The 13,305-nt window shown below is 70.0% G+C and carries 14 protein-coding genes; 6 read left to right on the plus strand and 8 right to left on the minus strand.

What is annotated here, in order from left to right; all coding sequences use genetic code 11:
- The first annotated feature begins 24 nt into the window (after nt 1-24).
- Together OHA73_RS12055 and OHA73_RS12060 are read left to right on the plus strand one after the other, a co-directional pair.
- On the plus strand, nt 25-567 hold the full coding sequence (locus OHA73_RS12055; RefSeq protein ID WP_266721152.1) for a YbhB/YbcL family Raf kinase inhibitor-like protein: 543 nt from the start codon (nt 25-27) through the stop codon (nt 565-567).
- Nucleotides 568-746: 179 nt separating this feature from the next.
- Nucleotides 747-1,253: an HNH endonuclease gene (locus OHA73_RS12060; protein ID WP_266721151.1), complete on the plus strand. Its 507-nt coding sequence runs from the start codon at nt 747-749 to the stop codon at nt 1,251-1,253.
- 60 nt (nt 1,254-1,313) lie between these two features.
- Here OHA73_RS12060 and OHA73_RS12065 read toward each other — a convergent pair whose 3' ends face one another.
- The 3 genes from OHA73_RS12065 to OHA73_RS12075 all read right to left on the minus strand — a co-directional run bounded on the left by OHA73_RS12065 (nt 1,314) and on the right by OHA73_RS12075 (nt 3,710).
- Nucleotides 1,314-2,273, minus strand: a complete 960-nt coding sequence (locus OHA73_RS12065) for an SPFH domain-containing protein (RefSeq protein ID WP_266721150.1) — start codon at nt 2,271-2,273, stop codon at nt 1,314-1,316.
- A gap of 136 nt (nt 2,274-2,409) precedes the next feature.
- Nucleotides 2,410-2,844 (minus strand): NfeD family protein, encoded by a 435-nt coding sequence (locus OHA73_RS12070; RefSeq protein ID WP_266721149.1) that lies wholly within the window; start codon nt 2,842-2,844, stop codon nt 2,410-2,412.
- 68 nt (nt 2,845-2,912) lie between these two features.
- A complete protein-coding gene (locus tag OHA73_RS12075) occupies nt 2,913-3,710 on the minus strand; it encodes an ABC transporter ATP-binding protein (protein ID WP_266721148.1) in 798 nt (265 codons plus the stop codon).
- Between the two features lie 165 nt (nt 3,711-3,875).
- On the opposite strand from OHA73_RS12075, the gene OHA73_RS12080 reads away from it, so the two are divergent.
- Nucleotides 3,876-4,658, plus strand: coding sequence for a hypothetical protein (locus OHA73_RS12080; RefSeq protein WP_327655038.1), 783 nt, complete (start codon nt 3,876-3,878; stop codon nt 4,656-4,658).
- A gap of 78 nt (nt 4,659-4,736) precedes the next feature.
- Here the strand turns inward: OHA73_RS12080 and OHA73_RS12085 are convergent, their stop codons facing one another.
- From OHA73_RS12085 to OHA73_RS12100, 4 genes are all read right to left on the minus strand, one after another.
- Nucleotides 4,737-4,976, minus strand: a complete 240-nt coding sequence (locus OHA73_RS12085; protein ID WP_267070927.1) for a chaplin — start codon at nt 4,974-4,976, stop codon at nt 4,737-4,739.
- Between the two features lie 222 nt (nt 4,977-5,198).
- Entirely contained in the window at nt 5,199-5,444 is a 246-nt protein-coding gene (locus OHA73_RS12090) for a chaplin (protein WP_266721145.1), read from the minus strand.
- A 215-nt stretch (nt 5,445-5,659) separates the two neighbouring features.
- On the minus strand, nt 5,660-6,301 hold the full coding sequence (locus OHA73_RS12095) for a response regulator (RefSeq protein WP_267070926.1): 642 nt from the start codon (nt 6,299-6,301) through the stop codon (nt 5,660-5,662).
- On the minus strand, nt 6,294-7,439 hold the full coding sequence (locus OHA73_RS12100; RefSeq protein ID WP_327655039.1) for a GAF domain-containing sensor histidine kinase: 1,146 nt from the start codon (nt 7,437-7,439) through the stop codon (nt 6,294-6,296). The genes OHA73_RS12095 and OHA73_RS12100 overlap by 8 nt, the downstream gene beginning before the upstream one ends.
- 184 nt (nt 7,440-7,623) lie before the next feature.
- Here OHA73_RS12100 and OHA73_RS12105 point away from each other — a divergent pair, with 184 nt between their 5' ends.
- The 3 genes from OHA73_RS12105 (at nt 7,624) to OHA73_RS12115 (ending at nt 10,464) form a co-directional block, all read left to right on the plus strand.
- Nucleotides 7,624-8,319: an SDR family NAD(P)-dependent oxidoreductase gene (locus tag OHA73_RS12105; RefSeq protein WP_266721142.1), complete on the plus strand. Its 696-nt coding sequence runs from the start codon at nt 7,624-7,626 to the stop codon at nt 8,317-8,319.
- Complete coding sequence (locus OHA73_RS12110; protein ID WP_327655040.1) at nt 8,319-9,401, plus strand: S-adenosylmethionine:tRNA ribosyltransferase-isomerase; 1,083 nt, start codon at nt 8,319-8,321, stop codon at nt 9,399-9,401. Before OHA73_RS12105 ends, OHA73_RS12110 begins: the two co-directional genes overlap by 1 nt.
- A gap of 319 nt (nt 9,402-9,720) precedes the next feature.
- A complete protein-coding gene (locus OHA73_RS12115; RefSeq protein ID WP_327655041.1) occupies nt 9,721-10,464 on the plus strand; it encodes a transglycosylase SLT domain-containing protein in 744 nt (247 codons plus the stop codon).
- 102 nt (nt 10,465-10,566) lie between these two features.
- Here OHA73_RS12115 and OHA73_RS12120 read toward each other — a convergent pair whose 3' ends face one another.
- Nucleotides 10,567-13,098, minus strand: a complete 2,532-nt coding sequence (locus OHA73_RS12120; protein ID WP_443063060.1) for an FHA domain-containing protein — start codon at nt 13,096-13,098, stop codon at nt 10,567-10,569.
- Nucleotides 13,099-13,305 lie beyond the last annotated feature (207 nt).

The raw sequence follows: 13,305 nt of genomic DNA on the forward strand, positions 1-13,305 counted from the left end.
TCCGTAGATCCAGGAGGTGTCGTTGTGACCGAGCAGCCCCAGAGGGCTTCGCTTCCTCATGACTTTCATCCGCAGGTGCCGTCGTTCACCGTCGTGAGCCAGGACTTCGAGCCGGGCGGGACGCTGGACGACGCGCAGGTGTACGCGGCGGGCAACACCTCGCCGCACCTGCGCTGGGAGGGCTTCCCGGCGGAGACCAAGAGCTTCGCCGTGTCGTGCTTCGACCCGGACGCGCCGACCGGCAGCGGGTTCTGGCACTGGAGCGTGTTCGACATCCCGGCCTCGGTGACCGAACTGCCGGTGGGTGCCGGCAGCGGCAAGTTCGAGGGGCTTCCCGAGGGCGCCGTGCAGGTGCGCAACGACTATGGGACGAAGGAATTCGGGGGCGCCGCGCCGCCTCCCGGGGACCCCGCCCACCGTTATGTGTTCACCGTGTACGCGGTCGACCAGGAGAAGCTCGGCCCGGACTCCGATGGCACGCCGGCCTTCGTCGGGTTCAACCTGCGGTTCCACACGATCGCCCGGGCCCAGGTCATCGCCGAGTACGGGGCGCCCGCCGAGGGCTGAGCCAAACCTCGGCGTTCATGGAACGTTTGCCCGCCTCTGGTCATGGAATTGATCAGGGGCGGGCATTTTTCTGCCTGGGGCTACAGATATTGCGTTGTCCATCTCGGCGTGCACGGCCAGAGTTGACGCACGGACGCCGAGGGGTGATCCGGTGCGTATGTGTACGGGAGGTGGGCAGGGTGCGGGACACACTGGTGCTGAACGCGAGCTTCGAGCCGCTCTCCACGGTGACGCTCAATCGAGCCGTCGTGTTGGTGCTGCAGGACAAGGCCGTCGTTGAGCAGGTCCACCCCGAGCTGCGCATGCGTGGTGCCGCGATCGATATTCCGGTGCCCCGGGTGATCAGGCTGTGCAGGTATGTCCGGGTGCCGTTCCGAAGACGCGCGCCGTGGTCCAGGCGGGGCGTGCTCATTCGGGATCAGCACCGGTGCGCGTACTGCGGCAAGCGGGCGACGACCGTCGACCACGTGGTGCCGCGGTCGCACGGCGGTGCTGATTCGTGGTTGAACACGGTGGCGTCCTGCGCCGCCGACAATCACCGCAAGGCGAACCGGACGCCCGAGCAGGCGGGGATGCCGCTGCTGCGGCAGCCGTTCGAGCCGACTCCCGCCGATGCGATGCTGCTGTCGCTCGGTGCCGGTGGGCGGGCCGGGCTGCCGGAGTGGCTGGCGCAGACCGCCGCGTAGGGACATGACGCGAGGGCCCGCCGACCTGATGGTCGGCGGGCCCTCGCGTTGTTCGACGTACTAGTCGATCGGCGGCTGCTCGCGGCGCGGCTGGGGCGGCGTCGGCATGACCGGCGGTGTCTTCGCGTCGCTGGCGCCCGGCATGGAGCCGCCGAAGTTGCCGAACGCACCTGAGAGGCCCTTGAGGGCGTCGCCGATCTCGCTGGGGACGATCCAGAGCTTGTTGGCGTCGCCCTCGGCGATCTTCGGGAGCATCTGCAGGTACTGGTACGAGAGCAGCTTCTGGTCCGGGTCTCCGGCGTGGATGGACTCGAAGACCGTACGGATGGCCTGGGCCTCACCCTCCGCGCGCAGGGCCGCGGCCTTCGCCTCACCCTCGGCCCTGAGGATCGCGGACTGCTTCTCACCTTCGGCGGTGAGGATCTGGGACTGGCGGATGCCTTCGGCGGTGAGGATCGCGGCGCGCTTGTCACGGTCGGCGCGCATCTGCTTCTCCATCGAGTCCTGGATGGAGGTGGGCGGCTCGATCGCCTTGAGCTCGACGCGGTTGACGCGGATGCCCCACTTGCCGGTGGCCTCGTCGAGGACGCCGCGCAGCGCCGCGTTGATCTCCTCGCGGGAGGTCAGGGTCCGCTCCAGGTCCATGCCACCGATGATGTTTCGCAGGGTGGTGACCGTGAGCTGCTCGATGGCCTGGATGTAGCTGGCGACCTCGTACGTGGCCGCCCTCGCGTCCGTCACCTGGTAGTAGATGACGGTGTCGATGTTGACGACCAGGTTGTCCTGGGTGATCACCGGTTGCGGCGGGAACGGCACGACCTGCTCGCGGAGGTCGATGCGGTTGCGGATCGAGTCGATGAACGGGACGACGATGTTCAGGCCCGCGTTCAGCGTGCGTGTGTAGCGGCCGAAGCGCTCGACGATGGCGGCGCTCGCCTGCGGGATGACCTGGATGGTCTTGATCAGCGCGATGAAGACCAACACCACCAGAATGATCAGGACGATGATGATCGCTGACATCGAGTCTCCCGTGCCCCTCGTACCGTTCGTACCGTCGTGGTCCCGGCGCCCTCGCGCCGGAAGATCATGAGGTCTTGCGCAGTCGAGTGTGTCAGAACTGCCCACGTGGCGGGGCTGGTTCGGATCACCTGTCGGTTCACATGACGATCGCGGTGGCGCCTTCGATGTCGATCACGTCGACCTGCCGGCCCGGCTCGAACGCCGCGTCGGCGTCGAGGGCGCGGGCCGACCAGATCTCGCCGCCCAGCTTGATCCGGCCGCCCTCCTGTCCGTCGACGCGCTCGACGACGACGGCCTGTTTGCCCTTCAAGGCGTCCACGCCGGTGGCCAGTTGGGGTGGTTCCGCGCGCTGGCGCCTGGCGATGGGGCGTACGACCACGATGAGGGCGCACGACACGGCGGCGAAGACCACCACTTGGAGGACGGCACCGCCGCCGAGGCCTGCCGTGACGGCGCCCGCCACGGCGCCGACGGCCAGCATGCCCAGCTCGGGCATGGCGGTGAGGACGAGCGGGATTCCCAGTGCGGCCGCCCCGATCAGCCACCACACCCATGCGTCGATGTCTGCCACATGGCCATGGTAGATCCGCAACTCCCGCGCGGACAGGGGACGTCCGGCCTGCGCGGGAGCGCGAAGGGTCAGCTGAGGGGCAGGCCCGTGGCGGTCCAGCGGCCGTTGTTCTCCTCGACGACCAGCGGGAGGCCGAAGCACTTGGAGAGATTGCGGGAGGTGAGCTCGAGCTCGATCGGGCCGGCGGCGAGGATCTGGCCCTGGCGGATCATCAGGACGTGCGTGAAGCCGGGGGCGATCTCCTCGACGTGGTGCGTCACCATGATCATCGAGGGGGCGATCGGGTCGCGGGCGAGGCGGCCGAGGCGGCGCACCAGGTCCTCGCGGCCACCGAGGTCGAGGCCCGCCGCGGGCTCGTCGAGGAGCAGCAGCTCGGGGTCGGTCATCAGGGCGCGGGCGATCAGCGTGCGCTTGCGCTCTCCTTCGGAGAGCGTCCCGAACTTGCGGTCCAGGTACTCGCTCATGCCGAGCCGGTCGAGGAACGCGCGGGCGCGCCGCTCGTCCATCTCCTCGTACTCCTCCTGCCAGCCGGCCGTCATGCCGTACGCGGCGGTGAGCACGGTCTGCAGGACGGTCTGCCGCTTGGGCAGCTTGTCGGCGAGCGCGATACCGGCGACGCCGATGCGCGGGCGCAGTTCGAAGACGTCCGTGCCGGGCTTGCCGAGGGTCTCACCGAGGATCGTGGCGGTGCCGCTGCTCGGGTAGAGGTAGCTCGAGGCGACGTTCAGGAGGGTGGTCTTGCCCGCGCCGTTCGGTCCGAGGATGACCCAGCGCTCCCCCTCCTTCACCGACCAGGAGACCTGGTCCACCAGAGCCCGGCCCTCGCGGACCACGGATACGTCCTCCAGCTCCAGTACATCGCTCATGAGCGCGTTGTCTCCCATTGCAGTCTCGTCTGTTCGCCGCGTCCGTCATGCCTTCGCATAGTTCCTGCTCGGCACGGCCCCCAGGGAAAACTTACGCCACCGCCCCCACGGTCCATTCCATCGGTCGGGCTTTTGGCAGCTTTGCGGGCTTCTAAGGTGGGGCGCATGCTCACTGAACCACGCTCCGGACGCCTGGCGGCCTGGGGAAATGCCCTTCTTGGCGGATTTGTCGCGCCCGATGACGCGGCGCTCGCGATTGTCGCCGAGGACACATCGCACCGTGTGGCGGGGCTTCCGGGCGAGGACGGGCCCGTCGGTCTGACGCTGGCGCTCGGCCGACTGAGGGCGCTCGGCGTCGGCGGGCTGCGCGTGGCGCTGCCCGCGCCGGGCCATCCGCTGGGGCTCAGCGGGCCGCCGGAGTTCAACGCGCGGGCCCTGGAGGCCGAGGAGGCGGTGGTCTGTCACGGCGCCGCGCTCGGGCTCGTTCCCGACGTCTACGAGGTCGGCCCCGAGGGCGATCTGCACGTCTCGGTGACGTGGCACTGCCTGCCGGTGCGGGAGGCGCCGCCGGCGGATGTGCCCTCGCTCGGCGAGGCGGAGCGGGAGCTGGCGGAGGCGCTGCGGGACGCAACCGAGATGCTGACGCGGCTGGACGTCGCCGGGTCGGGGCCGGTGTCCGAGGCCGCCGTGGACGCGTACCGGGCGCGGGCCGAGCGGGGGCGCGAGGCGCTGGCTCCGGGGTATCCGGGGCGGGCGGTGCGGGTGCTCGAGCTGGCGCAGCGGGTGGGACTGCTGATCTCCGTGGCGTACGAGAGCGGGCACGGGGGCGCGGTGAGCGCGTCGGAGATGGGGGCGCGGGCGCTCGCACTGCGCCCGGTGGAGCGGACGGCCCGGCGCGCGCAGGTGGCCGCGTACAACGCGTTCGTGGAGGAGCGGGAGCGGGGCTGAGCACAGGGCCGGGAACGAGGGAAGGCCCCCACGGACCGGGTCCGTGGGGGCCTTCCTGTGCCTCGGGGGCAGCGAACCTCAGTTGTTCGCCGCGGTGTTGCCGAACGCCGGGTTCAGCAGGCCGATGACGTTGACGGAGTTGCCGTCGACGTTCACCGGGACGTGAACCGGAACGCCCACGTTGTTGCCCGAGCCGACGCCCGGGGAGTTCGCGGCCACGCCGTCGGCGCTCGAGTCGGCAAAGGCGGCACCGGCGGAGGCACCCGCAGCAATACCGGCGACGGCGACGGCCACGGCGGCCTTCTTGGCGATGTTCATGAGAAGCGTTCCTCCAGATATTGCGGTCCGACCCCAGCCGCGGGGTCGCACGCTGAGAAACGCGTGGGGCGCGTGGTGGACACGGGGCGAACGCCCGATCCGCCCGATTGGATCAATAGGCCGACGAATCGACCAGCCGCGCTATCGAACAGGGGAGCCGCCCCAAAACGCGGACCGGCCCCACGGGGAAAACCCCGGGGGCCGGCGAACCCTGAGCACACGTCAGCCGTTGTAGCCGTCGTTCGCGAACGCCGGGTTGAGCGCGCCGATCACCGAGACGGTGTTGCCCACGGCGTTCACCGGGATGTGGACCGGGGCCTGGATCAGGTTGCCCGAGCCGACGCCCGGGGACTTCACGGCGTGGCCGTGGGCCTGCGCACCGTCGGTGGCGGAGGCGAGGCCCGCACCGGCAGCGACAAGGCCGCCGGCCACGAGGGTGACGGCCGCGGCCTTCTTCAGGTTCTTCACTTCTGGATCCTCCTCAGCGGTCGCCGCGACATGACCGCCGCAGCACGCATTGGAGAACGCGCCACCGCCGGAAGGGATACGCCGTCCGGGGGACATCCACACGACGGTATGAATTCCAGAACGGAGCGCGACGCTCCGTGTTGCCGTCGCGTCCGTGCGCCCGCGCGTGCCTCTCGGCCCACGACGCCGCGTCTCAGCGCCCACGACGCCGCGTCTCAGCCCGCGGCGCCGTGTCGCACGGCCCACAGGGCGGCCTGGGTACGGTCCGCCAGGTCGAGCTTCATCAGGATGTTCGAGACATGGGTCTTCACCGTTTTCTCGGAGAGGACGAGGGCGCGGGCGATCTCCCGGTTCGAGCGGCCGTCGGCGATCAGGCCGAGCACCTCGCGCTCGCGCTCCGTGAGGGAACCGCCCCTCCCCTGCCCGCTGTTGGTCTCCTCCTGGGCCAACAGGGCACCAGCGACCTCGGGTTGCAGCAGGATGTGGCCCGCGTGGACGGAACGGATGGCGCCGGCCAGGGCGTCGGGGTCCACGTCCTTGTAGACGTAACCGGCTGCCCCCGCGCGCAGGGCGGGGACGACGGTGCGCTGCTCAGTGAAGCTGGTGACGATCAACACCTTCGCGGGGTTGTCGAGTTCGCGGAGCCGGCGCAGGGCGTCGACTCCGTCCATCACCGGCATCTTGACGTCCATCAGGACGACGTCGGGCTTCAACTCCTCGGTGCGGGCGACTCCTTCGGCGCCGTCCGCCGCCTCGCCGACGACCTCGATGTCGCCCTGCACCTCCAGGAAGGTGCGCAGGCCCCGGCGGACGACCTGGTGATCGTCGACCAGCAGTACCTTGATCTGGTCAGCCACCGGGGACCTCCATCTCGATCGTGGTGCCCTTGCCGGGCTCCGATTCCACTGTGAGTCTGCCGCCGACCCCGCTGGACCGGTCGCGCATGGAGACGAGGCCCAGGTGGCGGCCCGCGCTGCGGATCGCCTTCGGGTCGAAGCCCGCACCGTCGTCGGTGACGCGCAGCACGGCGCCCTGGCCTCGCTTGTCGAGCGAGACCCGGATCTTCTCTGCTCCGGAGTGGCGCAGCGCGTTGTGCAGCGCCTCTTGGGCGACGCGCAGCATCGCCTCCTCCTGGGCGGCGGGCAGCGCCTTTATGCCGCTGGTGGTGAAGGTGAGGTGCGCCGCGTGGGCGCGGTCGAGCACCTGGATCTGGGTGCGGAGGGTGGCGACCAGGCCGTCCTCGTCGAGCGCCGCGGGGCGCAACTCGACGACGGCGGCGCGCAGTTCGTCCGCGGCCTCCGCCGCGAGCTCCGCCACATGACCCAACTCCCCTTTGGCGCGCTCCGGGTCACGGTCCATCAGGGTCGCCACGGCCTGTGCGGTGAGGCGCAGCGAGAAAAGCTTCTGGCTCACCGCGTCGTGCAGTTCGTGGGCGATCCGGGAGCGCTCCTCGGCGATGGTGAGCTCGCGGCTGCGCTCGTAGAGGCGGGCGTTCGTGAGCGCGATGGCCGCGTGCTGGGCGAGGATCCCGAGCAGTTCCTCGTCGTCCTGCGTGAAGCCGCAACCGCCTTGCGGTTTGGGGCAGTTCTTGTTGGCGAGGAAGAGTGCGCCGATCGTCTCCTCGCCGTCCTTGATGGGCAGGCCGAGGAAGTCGGACATGTCCGGGTGGGCGGAGGGCCAGCCCTCGAAGCGGGGGTCCTCGCGGACGTCGGCGAGGCGCTCCGTCTTCGCGTCGTGCAGCATCGCGGCGAGGATGCCGTGCTGGCGCGGCAGCGGGCCGATGGCCTTCCACTGCTCCTCGCTGACGCCGTCGACGACGAACTGGGCGAAGCCCCCGTGGTCGTCCGGCACTCCGAGCGCCGCGTACTCGGCGTCGAGCAGCTCGCGGGCCGAGGCGACGATCGTCTTGAGGACGTCGCGCACCTCGAGATGCCTGCTCATGGCGAGGAGCGCGGCACTCACCGCGGCCAAGCCTGTACGTGGACCCTGACTCATGAGCTCACCGTACCGGCGGGGTGTGACAGCCGGATCGGACCGATGGCGCCCTCCGCCTAGGTCGGTCGGCGTAGGGCGAAGGGCCCTGCGTTGTTGCTGCTCGCGTACGAGGTGCCGAGGGCCGCCGCGTTCCTACGTTGAGGACACGACGCACAACGGTGACGTACTCAAGGGGACGGTTGTCATGACGGTAGCGATCATCACGGGGGCTTCGCGGGGGTTCGGCAGGGCGTTGGCGACGGCTCTGGCCGAGCGGGGCTGGGACCTGGTCCTGGACGCGCGCTCCGCCGGGCCGCTGGAGGACGTGGCGGAGCGGCTGCGCAAGCACGGTGGGGCGGTGACGGCCGTGCCGGGCGATGTCGCGGACGGCGGGCACCGGGTGGAGCTGATCGCCGCGGCATGGGAGCTGGGCGGGCTCGATCTGCTGGTGAACAACGCGAGCGTGCTGGGCGCCGAGCCCCTGGTGCCGCTCGGCCGTCACTCGCTGGACGACTTCAGGTCGGCGCTGGAGGTCAATGTGGTGGCGCCGCTCGGTCTGCTCCAGGAGGCGCTGCCGCTGCTGCGCGAAGCGCCGGCCGGGACGGTGATCAGCATGAGTTCGGACGCGGCCACGGAGGCGTATCCGACCTGGGGCGGCTACGGGTCGACGAAGGCGGCCCTCGACCAGCTCGTGGCCGTGCTCGCGGTGGAGGAGCCGGGCCTGCGCGTGTGGGCGGTCGATCCGGGCGGGATGCGGACGGACATGCTGGCGGCGGCCGAGCCGGACGAGGATCTGAGCGAGGTGCCGCGCCCCGAGGACGTGGTCCCCGCCTTCCTGAGCCTCCTTGACCGGCGCCCCGCGAGCGGGCGCTACTCGGCCCCGTCCCTCCTGGAGGCGTGATGGCGCTCGCGCTGCGGGTGCCCGAGGAGCTGTCGGCGCGGGTCCCGGCCGAGCAGCGGGGGCCCGGCCGGGACAGATCGTCCGTACGCCTTCTGGTGTCGCGCGGCACCGATGCCGCCCATCACCGCTTCCCCGAGCTGCCGTCCGTGCTGCGGGCCGGGGATCTGCTCGTCGTCAATACGTCTCCTACGTTGGCGGCCGCCGTGGACGGGACGGTGGGGCACGCGCGTGTAGTCGTGCATTTCTCGACGCGCGGCGACGACGGGCGCTGGGCGGTCGAGCTGCGGGACCCGGACGACCGGGGCACGACGCTGCCGCGCGCTGGAGGGCCCCCGGGGGCCGTGGTCGCGCTCCCCGGCGACGTACGCCTCACCTATGAGGAGCCGCTGGCGGCCGGGAGCGAGCGGCTGTGGTGGGTGCGGGCGACCGGGGACGTGCTCGCGCTGCTCGGCCGGCGCGGGCGGCCCATCCGCTACTCCTACACGGAGCGGGATCAGCCGCTGGCCGCCTACCAGACGGTGTTCGCGCTGCCGTACGCCGCGGGGGCGGGCAGCGCGGAGATGCCGAGTGCCGCGCGGCCCTTCACGGAGTCGATCGTGTCGCGGCTCGTGAGCCGGGGGGTGCAGTTCGCGCCGATCACGCTGCATACGGGGGTGGCGTCCGCCGAGTCGCACGAGCCTCCTTATGCGGAGCGTTTCGAGGTGCCCGAGGCGTCGGCCCGCCTGATCAACGCCGCGAGGGCCGCGGGGCAGCACGTCATCGCCGTCGGGACCACTGCCGTGCGGGCCGTCGAGTCCGCCGTCGACGGCGACGGGGCCGTACGGGCGGCGCGTGGCTGGACGGATCTCGTCGTGACGCCCGGGCGCGGTGTGCGGGTGGTGGACGGGCTGCTGACGGGGCTGCACGAGCCGGAGGCCTCCCACCTTCTGATGCTGGAGGCGGTGGCGGGGCGGGCCGCTGTGGACCGTGCGTATGAGGAGGCGCTGAGGGGGCGCTACCTCTGGCACGAGTTCGGCGACGTGCACCTCATCCTGCCGGAGGAGAGGCCTCACGCTGTGCGTTGCAGTGGCAACCACGAGTGAGTTCGGGAGGGGGCGCGTGTGACGCCGCGCATAGGGCCCACGTCACGTACGAAGGTCCGTAGTGGATGAGTAAGGGACTTTGGTCCGTTGCTGCACTGGGGCAGGAAGTCGGACATTGGCTTCTTGCCCCTTTTTGCGCCTCCCCGGCCCACTACCCGGGTTCGTAGGTCACACCTTTGCCTCGGCATTTTGCGGCCGCTAAGAATGTCCATCGTTGTTCGGCGCCGCGGGGTCCTACCCGCGGCGTTCGTGTCCCAAACACGACCGTCCGGTCCCCCGGCCCGCGAGCGACTTCCGTTCTTAGAGAGGTCCCCATCTCATGTCCAAGCACGCCAACGCCGGCCATAGTCAGCTGACCCGCACCCACAAGTTCTCGCTCGCCGGTGTCGCCGCTCTCGGCGCCGCCGCCCTCGCGGTGACGCTGGTTCCGGGTCAGGACACCCAGGCCCAGGCGAAGGACGAGACGGTCGCCGCCGCCCCGGTCGCGTTCACCACCGACGCCGGTGCGAAGCAGATCAAGGACGTCCACGCCAGCGTCACCGACCAGCAGGCCGCCGCCAGCGAGAAGGCCAAGCAGGCCGAGGCGAAGGCGAAGGCCCGCAAGGAGGCCGAGGCGAAGAAGAAGGCCGAGGCCGAGAAGAAGGCCGAGGCCGAGGCCAAGGCGAAGGCCGAGGCGCAGGCGAAGAAGGAGCGCGAGGCCAAGCAGGCCGCCGCGCGTGCCGCCGCCCGCAAGCCGGTCTACGCCAACAACCTGGACGGCTGGATCAAGGAATCCCTCGCCATCATGAAGGACAAGGGCATTCCGGGCTCGTACGACGGCCTGCACCGCAACATCATGCGTGAGTCGGGCGGCAACCCGAACGCGGTCAACGGCACGGACGTCAACGCCCAGAACGGCACGCCCTCCAAGGGCCTGCTGCAGGTCATCCAGCCGACCTTCGACACGTACCACGTCGACGGCACCGCCAACAGCCTGACCGACCCGGTCGCCAACCTCGTGGCCGCGGCCAACTACGCGGCCGACAAGTACGGCTCCATCGACAACGTGGACAGCGCGTACTGATTCCTGTAGTCGGGACCTCCAGGTCCGGCACACGCTGAACCCCCACGGCACGAAGGGCGGCACCCACAGGGTGCCGCCCTTCGTGTGTCCCTACGGACTCTCCTACTTGCGCATGACCTCGGGCTCGTGCCGGCGCAGCAGGCGCGCGACGGCGAAGCCGCAGACGACGGCGAGCACGATCAGGACCGTGAGGTTGATGCCCCACTGGGTGACCGAGTGCTCCCACAGCGGGTCGAGGTCGTTCGGGTTCTGCGGGTCCCACGGTGGCATCAGCTTGCTGAGGTCCAGAGTGGCGCCCGCGGCGCCCACCGCCCAGCGGGACGGCATCAGCCAGGCGAACTGCTCGAGGCCCACGGTGCCGTAGATCTGGAAGAGCACACCGGTGAACACGACCTGGACGATCGCGAACATGACCAGCAGCGGCATCGTCTTCTCGGACGTCTTCACCAGCGCGGAGATCACCAGGCCGAACATCATCGACGCGAAGCCGAGCGCGATGATCGAGATGCACAGCTCGGCGGCCGGCGGCAGCACGAGGCCTTCCTTCGGCAGCTCGCGCGGGATGAAGCCGATGGCGCAGATGATGACGCCCTGGAACGCCGTGATCACGCCGAGGACGATGACCTTGGACATCAGGTACGCGGAGCGGGACAGGCCGGTGGCCCGTTCTCGCTCGTAGATGACCCGCTCCTTGATCAGCTCGCGGACCGAGTTGGCCGCCGCGGAGAAGCACATGCCGACCGCGATGATCAGCATGATCGTGCCGGCGTCCCCGTTGAACTTGGCCGGTGGCTTGGGCGGGCCCAGGCCGAAGTCGGCCGGGATGACCACCGAGACGAGGCCGAGGACCGCGGGCAGGATCACCATCAGGCCGAGGAAGCCCCGGTCGGAGGCGATCACCGACACATAGCGGCGGATCAGCGTGAACAGCTGGGAGCCCCAGGGCTGCGTCTTGGGCGGTTTGATCGCGGAGGGCGGCGCCACCGGATCCGACTGCGCGGCGACGGCGTCGATGTCGGCCGCGTACATCTGGTAGTGCTGCGAGCCCTTCCAGCGGCCCGCCCAGTCGTAGTCGCGGTAGTTCTCGAACGCCGAGAACACGTCGGCCCACGTCTTGTAGCCGAAGAAGTTGAGCGCCTCCTCCGGCGGGCCGAAGTAGGCGACGGCGCCGCCAGGACCCATCACAAGGAGCTTGTCGCAGAGCGCCAGCTCGGCCACCGAGTGGGTGACCACGAGGACCGTGCGCCCGTCGTCGGAGAGACCGCGAAGCAGCTGCATGACGTCGCGGTCCATGCCCGGGTCGAGGCCGGAGGTCGGCTCGTCCAGGAAGATCAGCGACGGCTTGGTCAGCAGCTCCAGGGCCACCGACACGCGCTTGCGCTGGCCACCGGAGAGGGAGGTGACCTTCTTCTCCTTGTGGATGTCCAGCTTGAGCTCGCGCAGCACCTCGTCGATGCGCTGCTGGCGCTCCTGCTCGCTGGTGTCCGCGGGGAAGCGCAGCTTGGCGGCGTACTTGAGCGCCTTCTTGACGGTCAGCTCCTTGTGCAGGATGTCGTCCTGCGGGACCAGACCGATGCGCTGGCGCAGCTCGGCGAACTGCTTGTAGAGGTTCCGGTTGTCGTAGAGGACGTCGCCCTCGTTGGCCGGACGGTAGCCCGTGAGCGCCTTCAGGAGCGTCGACTTGCCGGAGCCCGACGGGCCGATGACGGCGATCAGCGACTTCTCCGGGACGCCGAACGAGACGTCCTTGAGGATCTGCTTGCCGCCTTCGACGGTGACCGTCAGATGGCGCGCGGAGAAGGAGACGTCACCGGTGTCGACGAACTCCTCGAGCCGGTCGCCGACCAGGCGGAACGTGGAGTGGCCCACGCCCACGATGTCGTTCGGCCCAAGGAGGGTCGTGCCGCCCTTGGGGATCGGCTGGCCGTTGACGTACGTGCCGTTGTGCGAGCCGAGGTCGTGGATCTCGAAGCGGCCGTCGGGCGACGCGTGGAACTCGGCGTGCAGGCGCGAGACCTGGAGGTCCGAGACCACCAGCTCGTTCTCCAGGGAGCGGCCGATGCGCATGACGCGGCCGAGCGACAGCTGGTGGAACGTGGTGGGGCTGCGGTCGCCGTACACGGGCGGGGCCCCCGCGACCCCGCCGGCGCCCTGCTGCTGCGGCACCCACTGCGCCTGCGGCGGCTGTTGCTGCCGTGGCGCCTCGCGCTGCTGGGGCGCCTGTTGGGACGCCTGTTGGGACCAGCTCGGCTGCTGCTGGTACTGCTGTGGTGACGGCTGCTGCGCGAGGCCCGCGGCCTGCTGCTGCGCCTGGTGCGGCGTGGCAACGGCGGCGGCGCGGGCGCTGCCCTGCGCGGTCAGGCACGGGCCGTCGGTGGAGTTGCCCAGGTGCACGGACGAACCGGGGCCGATCTCCATCTGGTGGATCCGCTGCCCCTGCACGAAGGTGCCGTTGGTCGAGCCGTGGTCCTCGATGACCCAACTGCGGCCGCCCCAGCTGATCGTGGCGTGACGCCAGGACACCCGGGCGTCGTCGAGCACGATGTCACCCTGCGGATCACGTCCGAGGGTGTACGGCCTGGACGCGTCGAGCGTCCAGGTCCTGCCATTCAATTCCAGTACGAGATCAGGCACTCCATGCCCCACTGAGTTGTCCCCCGAGTTTTTCCCCCGACATGGGGAGTCTAGGGATGTCGAACATCGTGAGGAACTATTTCAGGAAGCCCTCCGTGACCGAAAGGCGGGCCTTGCGCGAAGCCCGTTCGTACCTCCCGCACACCCCTTGGCTCCCGCCCCGTTGACGGTACGGATGCGGCCCCGGAGAGTGGTAAGAGCCCACAA

Origin of the sequence: Streptomyces sp. NBC_00483 (assembly GCF_036013745.1) — a bacterium.
In the GTDB taxonomy this organism is placed as follows: domain Bacteria; phylum Actinomycetota; class Actinomycetes; order Streptomycetales; family Streptomycetaceae; genus Streptomyces.